Source organism: Thainema salinarum CENA647 (assembly GCF_057732415.1).
On record NZ_JBYJZJ010000022.1, the window covers coordinates 3,005,233 to 3,025,232 of the forward strand.

Annotated in this window: 27 protein-coding genes and 1 pseudogene; 19 read left to right on the plus strand and 9 right to left on the minus strand. The window is 51.7% G+C overall.

The genetic code is table 11. The features are described 5' to 3' along the window. Positions 1-101: 101 nt before the first annotated feature. Positions 102-789 (minus strand): IS1 family transposase gene (locus AC286M_RS19925; protein WP_488206052.1). Its coding sequence is split into 2 segments (ribosomal slippage): positions 102-462 and positions 461-789, totalling 690 coding nucleotides; the frame shifts between segments, so codons are not numbered across the junction. A 527-nt stretch (positions 790-1,316) separates the two neighbouring features. Between AC286M_RS19925 and AC286M_RS19930 the strand changes: the two genes are divergently transcribed. The 5 genes from AC286M_RS19930 to AC286M_RS19950 all read left to right on the plus strand — a co-directional run bounded on the left by AC286M_RS19930 (position 1,317) and on the right by AC286M_RS19950 (position 2,955). Next, complete coding sequence (locus tag AC286M_RS19930; RefSeq protein ID WP_488206053.1) at positions 1,317-1,865, plus strand: hypothetical protein; 549 nt, start codon at positions 1,317-1,319, stop codon at positions 1,863-1,865. A gap of 40 nt (positions 1,866-1,905) precedes the next feature. Beyond that, on the plus strand, positions 1,906-2,199 hold the full coding sequence (locus AC286M_RS19935; protein ID WP_488206054.1) for a hypothetical protein: 294 nt from the start codon (positions 1,906-1,908) through the stop codon (positions 2,197-2,199). Next, complete coding sequence (locus AC286M_RS19940; RefSeq protein WP_488206055.1) at positions 2,189-2,497, plus strand: GIY-YIG nuclease family protein; 309 nt, start codon at positions 2,189-2,191, stop codon at positions 2,495-2,497. Before AC286M_RS19935 ends, AC286M_RS19940 begins: the two co-directional genes overlap by 11 nt. Positions 2,498-2,608: 111 nt before the next feature. After that, entirely contained in the window at positions 2,609-2,764 is a 156-nt protein-coding gene (locus AC286M_RS19945; protein ID WP_488206056.1) for a hypothetical protein, read from the plus strand. 32 nt (positions 2,765-2,796) lie between these two features. Then, on the plus strand, positions 2,797-2,955 hold the full coding sequence (locus tag AC286M_RS19950; RefSeq protein WP_488206057.1) for a hypothetical protein: 159 nt from the start codon (positions 2,797-2,799) through the stop codon (positions 2,953-2,955). A 12-nt stretch (positions 2,956-2,967) separates the two neighbouring features. On the opposite strand, the gene AC286M_RS19955 is transcribed toward AC286M_RS19950, so the two are convergent. The 3 genes from AC286M_RS19955 to AC286M_RS19965 are packed head-to-tail and all read right to left on the minus strand — an operon-like array spanning position 2,968 to position 6,177. Then, complete coding sequence (locus AC286M_RS19955) at positions 2,968-3,978, minus strand: nuclear transport factor 2 family protein (protein WP_488206058.1); 1,011 nt, start codon at positions 3,976-3,978, stop codon at positions 2,968-2,970. A 51-nt stretch (positions 3,979-4,029) separates the two neighbouring features. Then, complete coding sequence (locus tag AC286M_RS19960; protein WP_488206059.1) at positions 4,030-5,010, minus strand: alpha/beta hydrolase; 981 nt, start codon at positions 5,008-5,010, stop codon at positions 4,030-4,032. Positions 5,011-5,067: 57 nt separating this feature from the next. Next, positions 5,068-6,177: an aldo/keto reductase gene (locus AC286M_RS19965; RefSeq protein ID WP_488206060.1), complete on the minus strand. Its 1,110-nt coding sequence runs from the start codon at positions 6,175-6,177 to the stop codon at positions 5,068-5,070. 149 nt (positions 6,178-6,326) lie between these two features. On the opposite strand from AC286M_RS19965, the gene AC286M_RS19970 reads away from it, so the two are divergent. From AC286M_RS19970 to AC286M_RS19980, 3 genes and pseudogenes are all read left to right on the plus strand, one after another. Beyond that, on the plus strand, positions 6,327-7,217 hold the full coding sequence (locus AC286M_RS19970) for an AraC family transcriptional regulator (protein WP_488206061.1): 891 nt from the start codon (positions 6,327-6,329) through the stop codon (positions 7,215-7,217). A 350-nt stretch (positions 7,218-7,567) separates the two neighbouring features. Next, positions 7,568-7,968 (plus strand): annotated as a pseudogene (locus AC286M_RS19975) (DUF5996 family protein); the annotation flags it as partial. 174 nt (positions 7,969-8,142) lie between these two features. Next, complete coding sequence (locus AC286M_RS19980; RefSeq protein ID WP_488208854.1) at positions 8,143-8,355, plus strand: tautomerase family protein; 213 nt, start codon at positions 8,143-8,145, stop codon at positions 8,353-8,355. Here AC286M_RS19980 and tnpA read toward each other — a convergent pair. Further along, a complete protein-coding gene (gene tnpA, locus AC286M_RS19985) occupies positions 8,338-8,775 on the minus strand; it encodes an IS200/IS605 family transposase (protein WP_488206062.1) in 438 nt (145 codons plus the stop codon). The genes AC286M_RS19980 and tnpA overlap by 18 nt on opposite strands. 391 nt (positions 8,776-9,166) lie before the next feature. Here tnpA and AC286M_RS19990 point away from each other — a divergent pair, with 391 nt between their 5' ends. The 6 genes from AC286M_RS19990 (at position 9,167) to AC286M_RS20015 (ending at position 14,000) form a co-directional block, all read left to right on the plus strand. Next, the gene (locus tag AC286M_RS19990; protein WP_488206063.1) at positions 9,167-9,955 is read left to right on the plus strand and encodes a TetR/AcrR family transcriptional regulator; all 789 of its coding nucleotides are present in this window, start codon (positions 9,167-9,169) and stop codon (positions 9,953-9,955) included. Positions 9,956-10,024: 69 nt separating this feature from the next. Further along, a complete protein-coding gene (locus tag AC286M_RS19995; RefSeq protein ID WP_488206064.1) occupies positions 10,025-11,086 on the plus strand; it encodes an alpha/beta fold hydrolase in 1,062 nt (353 codons plus the stop codon). A 42-nt stretch (positions 11,087-11,128) separates the two neighbouring features. After that, a complete protein-coding gene (locus AC286M_RS20000) occupies positions 11,129-12,172 on the plus strand; it encodes an alpha/beta fold hydrolase (RefSeq protein WP_488206065.1) in 1,044 nt (347 codons plus the stop codon). Between the two features lie 159 nt (positions 12,173-12,331). After that, the gene (locus AC286M_RS20005; protein ID WP_488206066.1) at positions 12,332-13,009 is read left to right on the plus strand and encodes a class I SAM-dependent methyltransferase; all 678 of its coding nucleotides are present in this window, start codon (positions 12,332-12,334) and stop codon (positions 13,007-13,009) included. Between the two features lie 3 nt (positions 13,010-13,012). After that, complete coding sequence (locus AC286M_RS20010; protein ID WP_488206067.1) at positions 13,013-13,456, plus strand: GNAT family N-acetyltransferase; 444 nt, start codon at positions 13,013-13,015, stop codon at positions 13,454-13,456. After that, positions 13,443-14,000, plus strand: a complete 558-nt coding sequence (locus AC286M_RS20015) for a DUF1349 domain-containing protein (protein ID WP_488206068.1) — start codon at positions 13,443-13,445, stop codon at positions 13,998-14,000. The genes AC286M_RS20010 and AC286M_RS20015 overlap by 14 nt, the downstream gene beginning before the upstream one ends. Before the next feature lie 10 nt (positions 14,001-14,010). Here the strand turns inward: AC286M_RS20015 and AC286M_RS20020 are convergent, their stop codons facing one another. After that, the gene (locus tag AC286M_RS20020) at positions 14,011-14,322 is read right to left on the minus strand and encodes a sensor histidine kinase (protein WP_488206069.1); all 312 of its coding nucleotides are present in this window, start codon (positions 14,320-14,322) and stop codon (positions 14,011-14,013) included. Positions 14,323-14,358: 36 nt separating this feature from the next. Here AC286M_RS20020 and AC286M_RS20025 point away from each other — a divergent pair, with 36 nt between their 5' ends. The 3 genes from AC286M_RS20025 (at position 14,359) to AC286M_RS20035 (ending at position 15,836) form a co-directional block, all read left to right on the plus strand. Then, the gene (locus tag AC286M_RS20025; protein WP_488206070.1) at positions 14,359-15,147 is read left to right on the plus strand and encodes an efflux RND transporter permease subunit; all 789 of its coding nucleotides are present in this window, start codon (positions 14,359-14,361) and stop codon (positions 15,145-15,147) included. A 108-nt stretch (positions 15,148-15,255) separates the two neighbouring features. Beyond that, on the plus strand, positions 15,256-15,591 hold the full coding sequence (locus tag AC286M_RS20030; protein WP_488206071.1) for a DUF6883 domain-containing protein: 336 nt from the start codon (positions 15,256-15,258) through the stop codon (positions 15,589-15,591). Positions 15,592-15,593: 2 nt separating this feature from the next. Further along, on the plus strand, positions 15,594-15,836 hold the full coding sequence (locus AC286M_RS20035; protein ID WP_488206072.1) for a DUF4926 domain-containing protein: 243 nt from the start codon (positions 15,594-15,596) through the stop codon (positions 15,834-15,836). A 135-nt stretch (positions 15,837-15,971) separates the two neighbouring features. Here AC286M_RS20035 and dmeF read toward each other — a convergent pair whose 3' ends face one another. Continuing rightward, complete coding sequence (dmeF, locus tag AC286M_RS20040; RefSeq protein ID WP_488206073.1) at positions 15,972-16,928, minus strand: CDF family Co(II)/Ni(II) efflux transporter DmeF; 957 nt, start codon at positions 16,926-16,928, stop codon at positions 15,972-15,974. A gap of 310 nt (positions 16,929-17,238) precedes the next feature. Between dmeF and AC286M_RS20045 the strand changes: the two genes are divergently transcribed. Both AC286M_RS20045 and AC286M_RS20050 read left to right on the plus strand, forming a co-directional pair. Next, positions 17,239-17,571, plus strand: a complete 333-nt coding sequence (locus AC286M_RS20045; RefSeq protein ID WP_488206074.1) for a hypothetical protein — start codon at positions 17,239-17,241, stop codon at positions 17,569-17,571. 71 nt (positions 17,572-17,642) lie between these two features. Continuing rightward, positions 17,643-18,311 carry a DUF305 domain-containing protein gene (locus AC286M_RS20050; RefSeq protein ID WP_488206075.1) on the plus strand — a complete coding sequence of 223 codons (669 nt, stop codon included), beginning with the start codon at positions 17,643-17,645 and terminating at the stop codon, positions 18,309-18,311. A 160-nt stretch (positions 18,312-18,471) separates the two neighbouring features. Here the strand turns inward: AC286M_RS20050 and AC286M_RS20055 are convergent, their stop codons facing one another. After that, positions 18,472-18,981, minus strand: coding sequence for a DUF411 domain-containing protein (locus tag AC286M_RS20055; protein ID WP_488206076.1), 510 nt, complete (start codon positions 18,979-18,981; stop codon positions 18,472-18,474). 122 nt (positions 18,982-19,103) lie between these two features. Next, on the minus strand, positions 19,104-19,925 hold the full coding sequence (locus tag AC286M_RS20060) for a MauE/DoxX family redox-associated membrane protein (RefSeq protein ID WP_488206077.1): 822 nt from the start codon (positions 19,923-19,925) through the stop codon (positions 19,104-19,106). Between the last annotated feature and the right edge of the window lie 75 nt (positions 19,926-20,000).

Genomic DNA, 20,000 nt, shown 5'->3' on the forward strand with positions numbered 1-20,000 from the left:
TAACGTAATTGTCAATGCTAGAGTAGGGGTTAAAATCGATAAAAGCGCTTTAGATTAACTCTGCTCTAATGGACTTTTGGCGTTGCTGAATTGATGAATGATCAGGCGGGGATTGGAACCGTTCGATAATGCAGGTAATGGAGCAATAACCGGATTGAATAACCCAGCATCTTAATCGACTTGGAGTAACAAAACGTACGCCGATTCAGTCGGGCCAGATAGTGCCGCAAACGACTGTTTTCGCCTTCGACTCTGGTCATATGCGGCTTACTGACCACGTGGTCGGCGGCCTCAATGAACTTCGGATAGACCGGCCAACCGTCAGTCACAGACCAGAAGCACGGCCAAAACTTGACCTGTGCCCACAGTACCCGAAAGGTTTGGGCCGAGCGATCGCCGAGCGTCCAAGCCCAAATGCCCGCTCTGGCTTTGTCCGTTACCGTCCACAGCCAAATTTTGTTTTTTTGACCCCACAAAGGTTTGCAACTCATCAAGTTGCGCCACGTCTGGTGGAGTCTCTACAGGGGGTGCTTGGGGAAGTTGTTGACCGACTTGCTTCACCCAGCGAATCACCGTGGTGTGATGGACACCATGATGCCGTTCAATCGCTCGAAATCCCATCTTGTTGACGTAGGCATCCAGACACTGACGCTTGACCTCATCGCTATATCCTTGGGGCGAATAATATTCGACAAACTGGCGACGACAGTCTTTGCATTGGTAGCGTTGTTTACCGGACTGATGACCATTTTTACGGAGGTTAGAGGAGTGACATCGGGGACACTGCATGGGGGAGTCCTCAAAGCGTCTTCTCTGATCACCTTAGACAATCATCTACCTATTCAGCAACGCCGAAATTTCCATCTGCATCCTACCAGCCTGTGCCTTTGTGATTAGGCGTTTCGCTGAGTATCGTCATGACTTCATCAGGTAAATTAGGTAATGCTCTTATCTCTTGAATAGCGTCATGTTGGTCTTCCAAAAACACAATGCTTTTACGGACCATATCCTGGAGTCGATTGTAAAGCCGACTCATCTCTTTACCTTCCTCCGAATTAGTAACGATAGTCGAAACTGCTGTACAGCGTTGATAGGCTGAGTGCTTTGGAATATTGTCATAGATGGTATTGCATCATAGAACAAACGATCTTAATCAAGGCGATTATTTCAAAATTCCGGTTAACGCTGATTTATTCTGAATATTAATTTAATAAAGCATGGTTGAAATCGTTAGTTTGTGAGGAGAGTGGCGCATATTGGGAATAGAGATTATGCACCCTCCAAAACTTTTAAATACTGACGATTAAATTGTAGTCATGAATGAACTCACACTCGCCCAGCAATTACGCGCATCAGTCAAGCTGGTAAAACCAGAGCTGTTGGCAGAGGTTCCTGATGACTACAATTCTAGGCAGACGTTTAATTATTTGCGTCGCAATGCAACCAACTATCCTGAACTGTTTGAAGCTTATATAAAACAGTATGGGAAGCTGTCGCCAGCGGCTAGAAAGGCTTTAACACAGGGAGCGGCAGACGTTATTATCAACGCTTTCCGTGAAGAGAATGCTGATTTGCTCAAAGGGCAAACGAGTACTCCTTTCGCTAAATTTACTCGTTCACTTGTGCAAGCCTTGGGCTTGACTCCTGGAATAGATTTGCAGGCGATTCGAGACGCTACGCTTTCGCTTAAGCGCTCTCAGACCATGTATAAGTCATGGAATGAGCGTTATCGGCGTCAAAAAGAAATGGTCTTGCAGGTAATCAAACCGGCTGATTTAGAAATTCGTCGGAAAGTTCAAATGATCTACAAGGCTAATTCAAAAGACAAGCTTGATGCAGTTGAGAAGGAGTTGTTTGGTGACTAAAAAAGTAATCCAGAAAAAGAAGAGGTCAGGCATCAAGGCCATGAAGTTGCTCGCTATCAAGCAAGAATGCTATGCGATCGCGGGTGTGGCTACCACGGCGGAACTGAAGCGTAAGTATCAGACTTTATCGAAAGGGCGGGACTTTCGAAACCGCAAGACCTGGGAGTATGTGCTGAAGAACTTGCAGCAGGATGGAGACTGGCTAGGAATTTGCCTCTCAGAATTAGAAGAACAAGCCGCTAAGGAACAAGCATTTGCTGCGGCTGAGATTGGCGCTTTTACGTTTACCCCTGAGCGGGTAGCTATGGATAGGGATGCCGAAAATGATGATTAGTCCCGATAATATTCCTGGTTCTCTTCCGGCAGTCAGTGCTATTTACCGAGTGTGGTATCAAGGCCAGGTTGTCTATGTTGGCCAGGCCATCAACTTGAAACAGCGCTGGAAGAACCACCATATCTGTCACAAGCTTTATCAATCTTACAAATCAGACTGGACTCTTGATTGGGTGCAGGTCAGACCAAGCCATCTAAATCGAGCTGAAGCCTTAGCTTATAGGCATTTTAAACCTGTACTTAATCAAAAGAATCCTTCAACAGCGCTGGGTAAATCAACAGCGCAAATCTCAAAATAAAACAACTAAAATTGAGTTGAGACAAAGGAGCTGGACAAAAGCCCATACCCGACATCCTGGAAGAACTCGACGAGAAACTTGCCGAGCTGAAGCCGTTAAAAGCAGAAGTGCTTGAACCCCGCTGTCGAAAAGCAACGCTTCAGCTACGATCCGGCGGCTGATTTGAATCAAGCGAGGGCACACACCCAACAAGGGGGCATTGCAGCAGCGATTAGTGTGGGCAGTATCACCTGCAAGAAAGTATCATCCATGCCGCTGAGCGAGTAAAGAGTGGCGACCTAAGCGACATTGAGCAAGTATTGGCTGAGCAATTCGTTCTCTTCAATGCCTTAACTCTCCGATATGCCGATGTCGCCAGCACCAGCCATGCTAAGAGCCAAGTGAGAGGCCCGCAGGCGTTGGACATGGCGACCTGGGGATTAGTTGCCGATGTGGAGCAGCTAGTCGAGATACTCTAACAGATGACGGAGTTACTGATTGCCAAATTCTCCACCTTCATCCAGACCAAACGCCTCAACAAATACAATGGGGTTGAAATATTCCCGAAACAATACAATTTTGCCGTTTACGACCTGAAAAAGCCCACCATAGCGCTGGTCGTAGATACGCCCCGTGGGAATAATTTCGACCACCCCATGCCATTCGGCAAATACCATCGTCGGGTCTTCCATGGGGTAAAACACTAGTTCATTAGTGAAATTTGCCCCGCCGCTAACCTCCGGCCACGCTCCATAATGCTGAATCAAATTATCTCGGCCTTCCACCTGTCGGGGAAACCCCTCGGGAGCATAGGGCATATCCTGCACAGCATCTTCGGCCCAAACGCTGGCGAAGGCCTCCATATCTTTCGTTTCCAGGCTAGTGAGAAAGTCTCGTACCGCCTGCTCAGTTTGCTGCCGCTGAAGATAGGTGACAGGATTATCAGCAGCCTCATTGGCGGCTTGCTCCAGCAGAGCGCGATCGCCCTGTTCATCGGTGAGATCAAAGGTCATGGTTTCAATCTGCCAGCGATTGTGTTGACGAACCAACTGATACTCGTACTGCCCGGACACCTGCCAGTAATTGTCGCCGAGGTAGTGGCTGGCAGTGACATCAGCAGTTGCCGTAGCGCGATCGCCCGCTACGTCCACCTGAACATTGGAAATGGCGTGGTAGGTCTGGTCAAAGCCAGGGAGCAGTGAGGCCCAGGCCGTCATCAAGCTTTTGGGTGTGTGGGTCTGGATATCGCCGCCAAATAAGGATGTGTAGTCCACTTGAACTGAGTTGGCGTAGAGCGATTCTAAGATTTCGAAACTGCCCTGATCCGCCAAGGTGGCCACGCTGTTGACGAGGGTGGCAATCGCTGCCTCATCAGCGGTTTGACGAGATACGAAAGGTTCTGCCGTTGGAGCGATCTGAGTCGGTAATGGGCTTTGGGCGATCGCACCCATGGGGATGGCCGCAATAGTCAGAGCAAGCATTCCAATCAATAGAGAGTTCATGACAGCTTGGGGAATAGGTGTACAACAGTCTCATCCGGTGTGGGCAGCACATTAATGAAGGGTTTGAGAAAAGTGTTCAGCCACCAGATCCGCCGCCTGGCTCACCAGTTCAGGCTGGTCATAGTAGTCCATCTGAAAGCCCTCTAGCCAAGCTATTGATTTTGGAGCAGTAACCTTGTCGTAGAACACTTCTGCATTGTCTGGCAGTGCCATCTGATCGCCATGGAGCATGAAATACGGAACTTGGATGCTATCTGCCGCTGCCAGGGCGTCGAACGTCAACCACTCCTCCCAGGCCATGATAGGGAAGCGATTATCGTATTCAGGAATCGCACCCCGATCTGGGTTAGTGTAGTAAAAACTAGGGTCGGCCCAGCGCATAGCAGCCAGGTCAAGGTCTTCGTTGTTAGTGGCAGCGAGGGTGTATTGAATGGTGCCATCGGCTTCGTAGTAAGCGGTAGCTTGCCGACTGGCCTGCATCAAGCGGTCATAGCGCTCAGGGGTATAGATCGTGCGAGCGGTTTCGGCATCGTGCAGCCAGGCAGCCACAGTGGCAAAGGACTGAAAGGGAGCCCCATTGGCAATGGCATAGGCCATATACCCTGCAGAGGCACAGACTGCCAACCCACCAATCTGGTCATCGGCTACCTCCGGCAGCGTCGGCAAAAACGCAGCAGCAGCAGTGATATCCTCAATTTTCATGGCCGGACTTTCGAGGGCGCGAATATCGCCGCCACTTTCCCCAAAGTTGCGGAAGTCAAAGGCCAGGGCAGCAAAGCCGCGATCGGCCAAGGCTTCGGCATAAAGGCCCGACATCTGTTCTTTCACCGAAGTCCATGATCCGGTGATAACGATACCGGGTAGTTCCTGACCCGCGACATAGTCATCCGGCAGGTACAGATTGCCCACCAGGGTTTCACCTTGGCTTTCAAACGTGACTTCTTGGACTTGAGCAGCTTCTGCCTGGGAGGCGCTGGCGGCTAGAGCAATGGTTGCGGTAGCGAGGAGTGTGGTGTTGATTAAGCGATTCATGGTCGTTCTCCGGGGAGTGGTTAGAATTTGCGGTCAGGAGTCAGGGATTTGTTCTCTTTAATTTGCAGTCACGCCAGCCCCGGCTCCTTCAACCAGAATTGGCTGGTGATAGCTCTTGGGCTTGTCGCCGATCGTCGCGCCACCGGTGATCATGCCCTGCAAGCTTGGTTCAAAGAAGGTGTAGGGGAAGCGGCTCTCTGGACAGCTGACCTCATCCAACCGCTGCTGAAGCGCTGCCGGAATTTCGAAGTCCAGGGCACCCAGATTGTCTTGCAGCTGATGCAGCTTGGTCGCCCCGATGATGACTGAAGCCACAGCCGGACGATGGGCCACCCAGTTCAGTGCCACCTGAGCCATGGAGCGATCCAGTTCCTTGGCAACCGATTCCAGCTCTGCCACAATCGCCCAGTTCTTTTCGGTGAACTTATTGAAGGCGGGATTACCGCTGTTCGCCAGCATGGACAGACGCCCTGAGCCTTCGCCACCGTCCTCAGAGGGGCGGTACTTGCCAGAGAGCAGACCACTGGCTAAGGGTGACCAGACCATCAGGCTGGTACCCAGCTGTTGAGCTAAAGCCGTGTACTCAAATTCAATGTTGCGCTCTGCCAGGGAATATTCCAACTGCACGGTGCTGACGGGTTCCCAGTGGCGCTCCTGGGCCAGGGTCTGAGCTTGAGTCACGTACCAGGCAGGCGCATCAGACAGGGCCACATGACGCACTTTGCCAGACCGCACCAGGTCATCCAACGTGCGCATGACTTCTTCAGCGGGAGTGACCTGGTCCCAGGTGTGCAGCATGTAGACGTCAATATAGTCAGTATCCAGGCGTTGCAGAGAGCCCTCAACGGCACGGAGGATGTTTTTGCGTCCATTGCCGCCCGCGTTGGGGTTGCCCGGTTCAGCGTTGTAGCTGAACTTGGTGGTGATGATAACGCGATCTCGAGTATTGCTCTCTTTCACAAATCGGCCCAGCATCCGTTCGCTGTTGCCGTTGGTGTAGAGGTCAGCAGTGTCGATAAAGTTGCCGCCTGCTTCTAGATAGGTATCAAACAGCTGGCGGGCATTCGCCTCATCAGCGCCCCAGCCCCAGTCATCGCCGAAGGTCATGGTGCCGAGAGCCAAGCGGCTGACCTTCAATCCGGTCTTGCCTAAGGTGTAGTAGTCCATGAGGTGTCTCCCGTAGTGGAATAAACAACTGAAGCCGTTGTTTTGGCTTACAATCACCACTATCGGGCAATCCTCAAATGGGCTCTTGTAGGGGATTGCTGAGTTTTGGTAGAAAATTGCGCTCGGCTAATTCTCTGGGTAATCCCCTTATGCAAAGCCAGATTAGTTATGTAGACAGCCACAGCTTAACTCCAAAGCCAGAGGTTACTGCGGGTCAGGTTCTGGTGTCCAGCAAAGATTTAGCCTGGGACGGCATCTACATCGAAAAGGGCGAGAATGAGGAGTTTACCCCCGACGATGTCACCGTCCCCCAGCATTACTTTGCCATGAACACAGGCCCCGCCTTTGAGTGGGAATGGAAGGATGGCAAAATCTTTAAGACCCACCGCTACGAAACGGGAGATTTGTGGGTGAATCCAGCCGGGGTGCCCTTCTCCCATCGCATCAGTGGACGCAATCAGTTCGTGCTGCTCACCATTGACCCGCAAAAGGTATCAGAACTGCTCCCCGACCAACCCCTGCTTGAGCGTCAGGTTTTCCGGCGACAGCATCAGGCGAAGGACAAACACCTGCAAACCCTGATGCAAGCCCTGCTGATTGAAGCCGAAATGGGTGGACCTAATGGCCGCCTCTACGCTGATACCCTTTCGACTGCGTTAGTGACTCATTTCGTCAATCACTACAGCCTCGACACTCCCATCGATTTCCTTAACCTGCACCCCATCGAGCGGCAGCGGTTAGGGAGTGTGATTGACTATATTGAAGCTCATCTCACAGAAAATCTCAGTCTGGCAGATCTGGCGTTAGAGGCAGGCCTAAGCAAATTCCATTTTTCGCGGCTATTTAAAGATGCGATCGGCCTGACGCCGCATAAGTATCTGCTTAAACGGCGGGTTGAAAAAGCAAGCCAGTTTCTCAAACAGGGTGAAGCGATCGCCCAAGTGACCTATTTGTTTAGCTTTACGGATCAGTCTCACTTCAGTCGAGTGTTCAAGCAATTCAAGGGGATAACCCCCAGAGCATTTGTTAAAAATCTATGAAGGTAAACCCGATACAGCACCATTTGGACCAGTTGCCCCGCCCCGCAACCAATCCGGGCCTTAACGACCAGAATTTTGTGCGGCTCGTTCCGTCGAAACAAGTAGCCATACTTGGGGATGACTGACAAGGAAAACACAGGGAGTAATCCCAATGAACCTTGATCAGTTCAGCTGAGTTGGGAGAACAATGGCTGTGGTGTTTTGCCGATGAACAGAAGAAGAACTACTGATCACGCTCCGCTTCCATTTACGAGGAAACCATCATGTCAAATCAGCCGCCCCCAACCTCAACAGATATTTGGCCGAGTTTACCTCTGGACGCCTGGCAAGAGACTTATGCCACCTTGCACATGTGGACTCAAATCATCGGCAAGATCCGATTGGCTCAAACTCCGTGGATTAATCATTCCTGGCATACTCCCCTCTATTTGACCGTTCGGGGACTGACTACTGCCACGATTCCCTATGGCAGCCGCATCGTTCAAATCGACTTTGATTTCATTGATCATGAGCTGCTGATTCAAACCAGGAAGGGGCAAGACGGGCGATCGCACTCTATCCTCGCTCGGTAGCTGATTTTTATCAGAACGCGATGGAAACTCTGAAGGAACGTGATCTTCACATCATCATCAACACCAAACCAAACGAAGTCCCTGACCCAATTCGATTTGAGCAGGATGAAACCCATGCTGCTTATGATGCGGAGTATGCCAATCGATGCTGGCGAGTGCTGCTACAGTCCGATCGCGTCTTTCGAGAATTTCGCTCCCATTTTTCCGGCAAGGTCAGCCCCGTTCATTTTTTCTGGGGAATGAAGTGGACCCCAGAGCTTGGACAGCTCCGTCCATGTCGTCTCAAAGCCATCATGACTAACCTCGATTCAAACGTTAGGGGTAATCACTCACCTACCTTTAGGAACTTTCCAATGCCATACGTCAATGTTCAAATTACAGCAGGTGCGACTCGTCAGCAGAAAGCCAAGCTAGTTGAAGAATTCACCCAGTCTCTCGTGACTATTCTCAACAAGCAGCCTGAGCATATCCATATCGTCATTCAAGAAGTCACAACCTCCGGCAAAGCCGGAGGCTTGAAGAAGGAGCCGCTCAAAGCGGCAGTGTCATTACCACTGGTCGGTTAGTCGCAATTGCTCAATCCGTTGATCCTCCGCTTCTTGCTGTCGAATGTATTGGCGCACGATAGATTCCTCCCGACCCACTGTAGAAACGTAGTACCCTCGTGCCCAAAAGTGCTGCCCGACAAAGTTTTTCCGCTTCCCTCCATAAGTACGCGCAATTGAAATCGCACTCTTGCCTTCGATAAACCCGACCACTTGAGACACGGAGTACTCGGGAGGAATCGAGATCAGCATATGCACATGATCCGCACACAAATGTCCTTCTTCGATCCGACGCTCCTTCTGACGAGCCAGATCGGGGAACAACTGTCCCAAATACTGTCGTAGCTCTTGGTACATTGCCTTGCGCCGATACTTGGCAATAAACACCACGTGATATTTGCACTCCCATTTTGTATGACTTAAACTGCCGATATCTTTCATTAAGTCTCCTTGTCGTAAGCGCACAACGGCTTACGTTAAAGAGACTCTGTCCTAGACTCCTGGAACTGTCGAACTCTGCGAGTCCCCCAGCAGAGCTGGGGGTTTACCCGATTAAATTAAAGAAGAAAACTGGGGCTACTCGGGTCACTTTGACCGATGACTGGAAGCGACAACAAATGTCCTCACGTTGAATGTGACCAGCCGCAGAATGCCGCCACAGCAACTATCTAAAACGACAACAAAGGACATCAATGCAGCCCTAACGACCTCTTGGCGTTAAGCTAAACCGACATAAAACCATCTATTCGATGCTCCTCAAACTTAGAAGGCGTATCACCAACTCTAGAATTGTGTCAGTACTGCTAACATACTAACCAGTATGTATATAACCATGGCTATGACTCTTCGCGACACGATTCTGGCAGCAATTGATCGCCTAGCCGAACAGTATCCACCGGACAAAATCACCATGGGTCTGGTGGCGAAAGAAGCGGATGTCAGCCAGCCGACGGTGCGCCGCTACATCGGTGGCAAGCAGCAACTCAAGGAGCTGTTAACGTCCGAGGGCGTGACGCCCGAAGAGGCTCCCCTGGACACCCGCAGTCGGATCATGCTGGCAGCACGGAAGGTATTCGCCTGCGAGGGCTATGCCGGGGCAACGTTAGACGAGATCGCCGCTCAAGCCGGACTGACCAAAGGCGCGGTCTACTGGCACTTCACCAATAAAAACGACCTGTTTCTGGCGCTGATGGAAGAACACATCAACACCAATATGATGGTCATCCCAGAACAGATACAGTCGTTCATTGCCGTGCCTGGAGAAGCGGGCATTGCCCAACTGCTAGGGGGCATGCTGGCCCACATTCAGGGAATGCCTGACTGGGTGCAGCTGTACTTTGAGTTTGTCACCCAGAGTCGGGAGCAGGAGGTGCAGGAGATGCTCAGCACCGAAGCCTACCAAAAGGGGTTAGCGCGATCGCAAGAACTGGTGCAGCAACTGCAAGCCCACGGGCGGATCAATGCTGACCTGGATGCGTTTGTGGTGGCCACGTTCTGGACGGCCCTGGTGGACGGTCTGATGCTGCACTGGAAGATTGACCCAGAGCGGATCAACCCTACCGCCCTAGCCCCAGCGCTGACCCAGATTCTTTGGCACGGTCTACAGCCGAAAGATGACTGAGCATTTCTACCTTTCTTCTGAAACCTATTGACTTTTCATTTTTTCGGAATAACATACTAATCAGTAGGTATGTTGAAGCAAAAAGAAAACCCGATGACTACTCAAGCAACTGTCTTCCCCACTACGTTTAGTTCCCGTTCTCGCCGCTGGCTCCAGCGTTCTCTAGCGGGTTTAACCGCTGCGACAATAGCCTTAGCGGCAACGGGAGCCACCTATCAACAGGTGCAGACCGCCCGCGATCGCCAACAGCTTCCGGCCTCAGGAGAACTCATCAGCGTCGGTAACCACCGACTGCACATTCATGCCATGGGCAGCGACCATGCTGGTCCCACCATCGTGCTGGAATCGGGGTTAGGTTTATCCTCTGCCGCCTGGGCATGGGTGCAGCCGGAAGTCGCTGAGTTCGCCCGCGTTGTGTCCTACGATCGCGCCGGTCTTGGCTGGAGCGACGATGACCATACACCCATCGATGCTCCGGAAACCGCTCAACAGCTTCACACCTTATTACAGGAAGCCGATATTCCTGGCCCCTATATTTTGGTGGGGCACTCTATTGGCGGGCTGTTTGTGCGCCAGTTCGCCGATCTGTATCCGAATGAAGTGGCGGGGCTGGTGATGGTTGATGTCTCCCACCCCGACCAGATGACCCGACTGCCAAAACCAGCAGTAGACATACAACTCGACGCCTTTAAGCTCTACCAGTTCTCACCCTGGCTGGCTCGGTTTGGTCTGCTGCGAGCCACGAATCTGCATGGTCGTCTGCTGCAATCTCATCTGCTGCCCCCTGACGCCCAGTCGGCGATCGAGTCGTTCTATGGCTCGGTGGGCCACACCCAGGCGATGAACCAGGAAACCCAGCAGTGGGAGGTGATCACCTCCCAAGTAAGGGCAACGGGAGATTTAGGCGATCGCCCCCTCATCGTGCTCAGCGGCGATCCAGCGGTCGAGCCGGATCAGGCCCATTGGCTGGCCGAGTGGCAAGCTCTGCATGCTGAACTCGCAGCACTCTCTACCCAGGGAGAACACCGACTGATCGAAGGGGCCGACCACAATTCCCTACTGATCAATCCCGACCATGCACCAGCAGTCGTTGAAGCGATTCGCGACGTAGCTGCCCAAGTCCAGAACTAGAACTTTACACAAAACATACTGAATAGTCAGTTAGTGAATATCATGACGGCAATTTCGAACTCTCAACACGCTACTAATCCCGTGAAGTCTTTCCGGAGAGGTGCGAAACGATGCGCTGAGCTCCTAGCTCTGAGTATCGCGATCGCGGGAACTGCTGCAATTACCCAGCACACCGCCATCCAGATCGACGAACAGCGCTTCCCAGCACCAGGTGAGCTGATCGCGGTGGGCAAACACAGCCTGCACCTGCACTACACCGGCACAGAACAGGCTGGCCCGACGGTTGTCCTGGAAGCAGGGCTGGGAGGCTTTTCTGGCCAGTGGGGCTGGATTCAGCCTGCCGTGGCGGAATTTGCCTCCGTGGTTTCCTACGATCGCGCTGGGTTGGGCTGGAGTGACCCGAGTGATGAGCCGACCGATTCTGCTCACGTTGCTGAGGATCTTCATCGGGCGCTAAAGGCCGCCAATATCCCTGACCCCTATGTTCTGGTGGGACATTCCCTCGGTGGGCTGCATGTGCGAAGGTTTGCCGATCTCTACCCTGACGATGTGGCTGGAGTAGTGCTGGTGGACACCATTGAAGACGTCTGGGAGTACGCCCCTGACGACACCATTCCCAAAGTGCAGAACTTCCAACGGTTGATGCAGGCAGTGCCCTTCTTGGCCCGATTCGGGGTGCTGCGGGTGGTTAATCCCTATGGCAGTCAGCTGGCGGATTTGCCGGAAGCCCAACGGCAGTCAGCCAAAGCCTTTTACGCCAGTGTCGATCACCTGCAAGCTCTGCGGCGAGAACTGCTCCAGCAGCTACCGGATGCTCCCTCGATTCAGCAGGTGGAGCAGACAGAGGATTTGGGGGATACGCCGCTAGTCGTGCTCAGCCGCACAGAGCCCCAGGATGCTCTAACTCAGGCCCATCATCACAGCCATGCCGCCTTAGCGGAGCTTTCTACCCAGGGCCAGCACCGGCTGGTGAGCGGGGCCGATCATTTTTCGCTGATGACGAATCCTGGCCATGCCCAGCAGGTGACTCAGGCCATTCGCGAGGTGTGGGCTCTTGGCAATCGGTCTAGGTCTAGCGAAATCTGAATCTCCCGCAACCAGTCAGCCTTGCGTCGCTATCTCTCCTGCTGACGTAGCAAATGCGGCTGCGACCTGTATTACAGCCTACTAATCGATGCCGGTTAGATTTGGGCGCATGGCATGTGTACCCACCCCATATTTCAACAGTTCTTTGAGGGATTACCCATGATTAATTTCACGTTTCAACCGACCCTGACCGACTACACCCAGCAACGCTCTGCCGGGCTCTACAAGCGCTTCTTTGCCTGGATGATGGCCCAGAGCGTGCCCCAGTATGAGGCGTTTATGGAACCCTATAAGCGATCGCTCTTCGCCCAACTCTACGGCACGGTACTAGAAATTGGTCCCGGAGCAGGCGTTAATCTCCCGTTCTATCCCGGCGATATTCACTGGATTGGCATAGAACCCAACCCCCACATGGCTCCCTACCTGGAGCAAAAAGCGGCGGGTCTGGCGTTTCAACTGGAACTGCGCATCGGCACCGCCGAGCAGCTACCAGTAGCCGATACCAGCGTCGATGCGGTAGTCAGCACCCTGGTGCTGTGCTCAGTGGAGGATATAGCGGCAACGCTGCGGGAAGTACTGCGGGTACTGCGACCTGGTGGGCGATTCTACTTCATTGAGCATGTCGCCGCCCCCCAGCAGACGCGATTGCGCACCGCGCAAGACTGGTTAAGCCCTATATCGCAGGTAGTGGGGGACGGTTGCCGTCCGAATCGCGAAACCTGGGCGCTACTGGAGCAAGCCGGATTCGAGCGGGTGGAGTACGATCGTCTGCAAGCTCCCATGCCGCTCCCGTTGGCGAGTCCTCACATTATCGGCATCGCGCAAAAGGCCTTGTAAACCATGACGATTCGTCTTTATCAAGCGGCTGATCAAGACACACTGCTGACAGTGTGGTATCGAGCAGCCGTGATCGCTCATCCCTTCATGCCAGCTGAGCACTTCGAGCAAGAGCGGACAGCCATCGCCGCCCAATACCTACCGATAGCCGAAACCTGGATTTACAAACAACAGGGAGAAGTGGTGGGCTTCATCTCCCTGTTGGGGCGAACGGTCGGCGGGTTCTTTGTGAACCCGGACATGCAGGGCCAAGGGTTCGGGCGATCACTGATGGATCATGCCGTCCAGCTCCGAAGCCCCCTTGACGTTGAAGTGTTTGAGCAGAACACGATCGGGCGACGGTTTTACGACCGCTACGGGTTTGTCCCGGTAGGTCAGGCTCGCCATGAGGAAACTGGACAAACGCTGATTCAAATGGAGTTAATCGAAAACGATGCAATGGCTTAATGAACCGCCCCACTGGCAACAAGATGGCATTGGCGTAGCTGCTCCAGAGGAGCATCGCTTAACCGTCAAAACCGCTCCCAAAACTGACTTTTGGCGCATTACCCACTACGGCTTCATTCGTGATAACGGCCATTTCTACTTCGAGACGGTGAGCAGTGATTTTGTGGTTGAAGTTGGCATTCGCGGCAGCTACCGGGATCTCTATGACCAAGCGGGTATTATATTGCGCGTCGATGAAAAACACTGGATCAAAACCGGGATTGAATACGTCGAGGGGGTGCAGAATCTCAGCGCCGTCGTCACCCACGACCACTCGGACTGGTCCGTCATTCCCCTCACGCATCCCCCCGAGGTCTTGCAGTTACGGGTCGAGCGGCGGCAAGAGGCCATTCATATCTCGTATCTTGACGAATCGGGACAGTTCAGGATGTTTAGACTGGCGTATCTGCCCGCTGAGACGATTCAGGTCGGTTTGATGTGTGCTTCCCCAGATGGTGACGGCTTTGAGGTGACGTTTGAAGGGTATCGGTTGAGCTCGGAGTAGGGTTTCGGGTTTAAGTGGATAGAGGCGACGTAAACCAGAACGTGGTGCCCTGATTGGGTTCGCTCTCAACGCCAATCTGACCGCCTTGGGCTTCGATGATCTGCTGGCAGATGTGGGGTCCTAAACCCAAGTGCAGGGGCTGACGACTCTGGATGCCACGGCGGTAGGGATTGAAAAGACGCTGCTTCAGTGAGCCTTGAATGGTACCACCACTGTCTAGGGAACAGATGCCCTGGCCACTATCTTTAACGGTGCAGTACAGATAGCTGCCCTGAACGATCGCCTCCAGGGTATTGCATACACCAGGGCGGTTGTACTGCATAGCGTTGGTGATTAGGTTGTCGTAGACTCGCCGCAGATGTACAGAGTCTACGCTGACGAGGGGCAGCTCACCAGAAATATTCGTTTAAGCAGTGGCCTGCCCTCTCTGCTCTGGTTGAGACTCCTGCATGGTAGCCTCAACCAGAGCAGAGAGGGCAATCGCTTCGACGAGTCCCGCGATCGCGTGCAGTTGCCCAGTGGCTATTTCATTCAATACGGGGGCCAGTTTGAATCTGAGCAGCGAGCCACTAACAGCCTACTCATATTCAGCATCCTGGCGGCCATCGTCATCGCCGTGCTGATGCTCTTCTCCGTCAAGTCGCTGTTTGCCACCCTTGCCATCATGCTCAACCTGCCCTTGGCACTGGTGGGCGGTATTATCTCTATTTTGTTGACCGGAGGCGTGATGTCAGTGGCCTCGCTGATCGGCTTCATCACCCTATTCGGCGTAGCCGTTCGCAATGGCTTGCTGCTGATGGACAACTACAATCGTAAATTCGCCCAACGACTACCGCTCAAAACGGTGATTTTCCAAGGTTTACTGGAACGAGTTAATGCCATCCTGATGACAACGCTCACATCGGCGTTGGGTATGTTACCGCTAGCCATTGCCAACGGAGCCGGAAATGAAATCCTGCAACCCCTAGCCATTGTGGTGCTGGGCGGTCTGTTTACCTCAACCGCGCTAACCCTGTTGGTGATTCCAGATCTCTATGCCAAGTTTGGCCGTTGGTTTATGCCCAAGCCCAAACCTGTAGATCTAGAGGCTGCGTTTTTGAGCAATGGCGCTTCGAGTAGCCCGTCTGAAACCTCGGTTAGCCCATAGCGACCCAGGGGCTTGCTTCTTCAAGAGCTGATAGAGTTGAATCCTGATAGAAACAGATGCCTCTGTTTCTATCAGGATTTTTGGGATCACATAGGCTAGCTGAAAAGCATGAAACTATCTCGCAATGCAGTGATTACGGAAGCTAAGCTCACAAAGTATCTGCTGGTCTGGCGAGATGCAGATGATAAGTCTAAGTTTCTTGAGCAAGCAGGATACACTTTAGGAAACTGGCAGCAACTGGAAGCTGATTTGAGGAGTCAAATCTTACCGCTGGAAGCAGTGCCGTCTGATGAGCCAAATCGATTCGGAGATGTTTACGAGATTCGGGGCATATTGCATGGGGTAAATGGCCGTGACTTAGCCGTGATCACGATTTGGATGATTGAATACGAAACGAAGGTGACGAAGTTTGTCACCCTATATCCAGACAAGGAGGCCAGGTAGTGGTGTTTGAGCTGTTTACAAGGGTAGCCTTACGAGAAGATTTTCCGAAACATCAGTTACATCAAGGTGATGTGGCGACCATTGTGGAGCATCATCCGGTAGCTGAGGGCGAAGATGGATATAGTCTGGAAGTGTTTAACGCAATTGGGGAAACGATTGCAGTGTTGGTGGTTTCTGAATCACAGATTGAACCACTTATGAGCAATGAAGTATTACACATCCGCGTGTTGAATCAGGCAGTTTAGAAAAGTTTGCCTGAAATATGGCTAAAGATGCGATTGCAATTCTCCAAGAAGCTGCGATCGCTTTTTTCTACAAAATTTTTGTGTGCTGACTTCACCCACTTAAACACTTCCTTTTAATTGAGTAGCAGGTGGAAACTAGTTGTGTAGCAATTCCATACAGGGTTCTCCATGACAAGAATTGACCTCAACTAGTACGTGGGAAAGGGAAGGAATATGGCTGAGTAGATTCTTGTAATACTCTGGTGCTTGTGGGTAGTGGGTCACCAGGGAAACGGTTGCAGACAAGTGGTTTTGGCTCACATGCCAGACATGCAAATCGACTACACGATTATCAGCATCGTTTTCAATCGCGTTCACAATATCCAGCTTGATGTGCTTACTAATGCCGCCATCGAGCAAGATTGAACTGGTGTCACTCACCAAGTCATAAGCCCATTTAGTAATCACTCCGGCACCGACTAACCCCATCGCGGCATCCAGCCAGATCCAACCTAGAAACTTCCCAGCAAACAAGGCAATGATAGCCAAAACCGAGGTTAGCGCATCCGCTAAAACGTGAACATATGCAGCTCGAAGATTGTGATCTGAATGATGATGGTGACCATGTTCCCCATGATGATGATCATGGCCGTGGTTATGATCGTCTTGGAGTAGCCAAGCGCTCACTAAATTTACAGCTAATCCAAGAATCGCAACTCCAATCGCTTCATTAAACTGAATGGCTTGGGGTTGGAAAAACCGCTCTACCGATTCAAACGCCATCACAAATGCAATGACTGCTAGAGCAACGGCGCTGGCGAACCCGCCAAGCACACTCACTTTGCCAGTGCCAAAGGTATACCTTGGATCAGCCGCATGTCGGCGGGCATAGCGATAAGCAAACACTGTGATACCAAATGCCGCGACGTGAGTTGCCATGTGCCAACCGTCTGCCAACAGCGCCATCGAACCAAAAATGGTGCCTGCGACAATTTCGGCAACCATTGTGACTGCGGTTATGAGCATCACGACCTTGGTATTTCGCTCTGCTTGATTCTGATGAACTGAGAAGTCATGAGAATGGTGCCACTGATCAATCGTGTGAATATGCATAAAGTTTTAAATCACTCAGTTGGACGCTTTACCAGTAAGTATTTCTAAATTGTATAGTCTTTCAGATGCCCCCCAGGGGGACATACAGTGAAGCTATATCAAACGTTTCAGCTATATTCAAACATTCATATTTCAATGCATGTTTTCAACACCATGACTCTTTCAGTGCTTTAGAAATCCCACCTTTGCCCGTCTTTACTCCACCCAAACCATCAATTTAATTGATGATGCCCTCACGCACGTCACAGCCTGCGTCATCCTGTCGCCTCTAGCTGGCACGCTCTCAGATCGGATCGACCGCAAACAGATCATGGTTATCAGCCACTTGGCGCGCATGATCATTGTCTGTTTTCTGCCGTTTGTCACACAGCCCGGGCAGATCTATGGAATTGTGCTGGCGCTGAATGCGTTCTCAGCCTTCTTTACTCCCACCTACACCGCCACCATTCCCCTGGTCACTTCCGCAGCCGACTATCCAACTGCGATCGCAAACACCGCACAGAATCTAATGAGCCGTCCTGCGCGACATCTTGCCCAGCCCATGCCGACTCGGAATTCAATATGCAGTACAAGTTCGTTAAACACTTCGCATTTCATCCATATTTCACTTTTGGGCTGCACAGTAAAATTAGCGGTTATTTGATTCAGTTAATGCTTAAACGATTACTGAAGGAATATCTGCCACCTTTTTTCTAATAAAGGATATTGTGCAATATGCGCCTGAGACGAACCTGGGTTTCGTGGGTGTTGGTGGGGAGTATGCTGTCTGCCACTGTAGGGCTGGCAGGATGTAGCACCTCACCTGAGATTTCTGAGCGTTCCGATTCTCAAACGACGCTGGCGGGGGATACCTCAACGGCAGATCACGTGATGATGATGATGGACTTGGGGCCTAAAGATGCTGAGTTTGATTTACGCTTCATTGACGGAATGATTTTGCACCATCAAGGAGCAGTTGTCATGGCCGAAGCCGTCCTCGAACATTCTCAACGGGAAGATATGAAGCAGCTAGCCCAAGCTGTGATTACGGCTCAGCAGGGCGAAATTGACCAGATGAAGCAGTGGCGACAAGCATGGTATCCCGATGCGAGTGCGGAACCTGTGATGTATCACGCCGAAATGGGCCACTCAATGGCGATGACGCCTGAGATGCAGGCTGCCATGATGATGGACGGTAACTTAGGCACAGCCGACGCTGAATTTGACCTGCGGTTTACTAATGCCATGATTCCTCACCATGAGGGCGCGTTAGCGATGGCGGAGCAGGTTTTGGAAAAGAGCGATCGCACTGAACTTCGAGAGCTAGCCCAAAACATTCTGGCCACGCAGCAAACGGAAATTAAGCAGATGGAAGAGTGGCGACAAGACTGGTACGGTCAGTGATGTCAGTAGGATCAGCAAAATGTGCGATCGCACTTGGAATATGTAATCGCACATTTTGCTATAGTCACGTCTTGTATCTTTAAACTCAAACCCGAAAAGAACTACTTGGCCGCTTAGCGGCCAAGTAGTTCTTTTCGGGTTTTAATCGGACTCCGTATCACTATGAATGTTCAGCAAAAGCAGCGGTTTCACCGGATTCAGTGAACGAGAAAACCGTATAAGGTTCAACATAATCACCGGATTCCATACCGGGTGAACCGATAGGCATACCGGGGACTGCAATACCAGCCACTTCAGGTTTTTCGGCCAGTAAGCGTTGTACATCTTCGGCTGGAACATGGCCTTCCACAACGTAGCCATCAACTACAGTGGTGTGGCAGGAGGCGAGATTGGCCGGAACTCCATACTGTTCCTTAATAGCTGTCATATCTTCTGTTACATTATCCTTGACAATAAAACCAGCCGCTTGCATGTGCTCAATCCACTGACTACAGCAGCCGCAGGTGGGACTACGGAAAACGGTGATCTCAGTATCCATTGCAACTTGCTCCGCCGTATCCGCTACCGCTTCCACATTGGGAGTTTGGGCAATGGAGCAGCCGGTTAGGGCAACGGTGGTCGAAACCAATCCTACAGCGACTAATCTGGATGTAAATAGACGACGATTCATAGAGACCTCTGCATGGCAATGTCAAGCTAGCGCCTGACTCAAGCATAGTTTGCCCACTAGCCTGACGCACAATCATGAAATCGAAATGAAATGGTCATGCCTGAACGTGAGTGACCTGAGCACTATTCAGCCGACTGAAGTTGCGCGATCGCAGTTGCCTGAGACAATTGCATAACCTGTGGCTCTATCTCACGGGTGCCGACCGTCGAAAAGATGAGAGTTGCCCCCATCAGCGCCATAATCGCGTTTTCCGCAAAGCTGACTACTCCCAGCGGAGCCTTGGAATTGCCGCCGATACAAGCACAGTTGAGCGCCATTTTGTCGATATAGACAGCTTTGAAGACTGATACCGCACCACTTACGCCAACAACTAATGAACCAATTCCCGTCGCTAGAGGTGCGATGCCGGAGAGAAAACCCAGACCAATGGCAAGCTCTGCAAAGGGATAAATTTTGCCATAGGGCTTAAAGCGCTGAGTGACCAGATCGTATTTGGCAAAGCTTTCGGAAAAGGCGTTGATATCCATTAGCTTCAGAGAGGCCAACATCGATAAGGAAATGCCCATGAAGCCAGGAACGCCAAGGGAGGTCGCTAAAGCCATTAAGCCAGCAGTGGAAAATAAAGCCGCAACTGGAGTATAGGAGTAATCAGCCTTTTCAGCCTCGACATCAAAATAGGCTGCCAGATCGGTATAGCCACCAATGCGGCGATCGCCAAAGAAGATCTGGGGTGTTGTGGCAACGTTGTGCTGGGTCTTGAAGGCAGCAACGTCCTCTGGGGAGGTCAGTTTAATATCGTCAAAGGCAATGCCTTTTTCGTTGAGCAAATTCACTGCCCGCACCCCCCAAGGACACTCATGTTCAGAAGTAGACATGCGGTAGAGCTTGACTGAGTCTTGAGCATCTGGTTGAGCTTTATTGGAGTTAGAAAGTATAGCGGTCATCGATTCACCTCGCGGATGCCAAACGGCATCAAACTGTTGATGAATCCACCCTAAAGCCTACAGTGAACTTTAGAG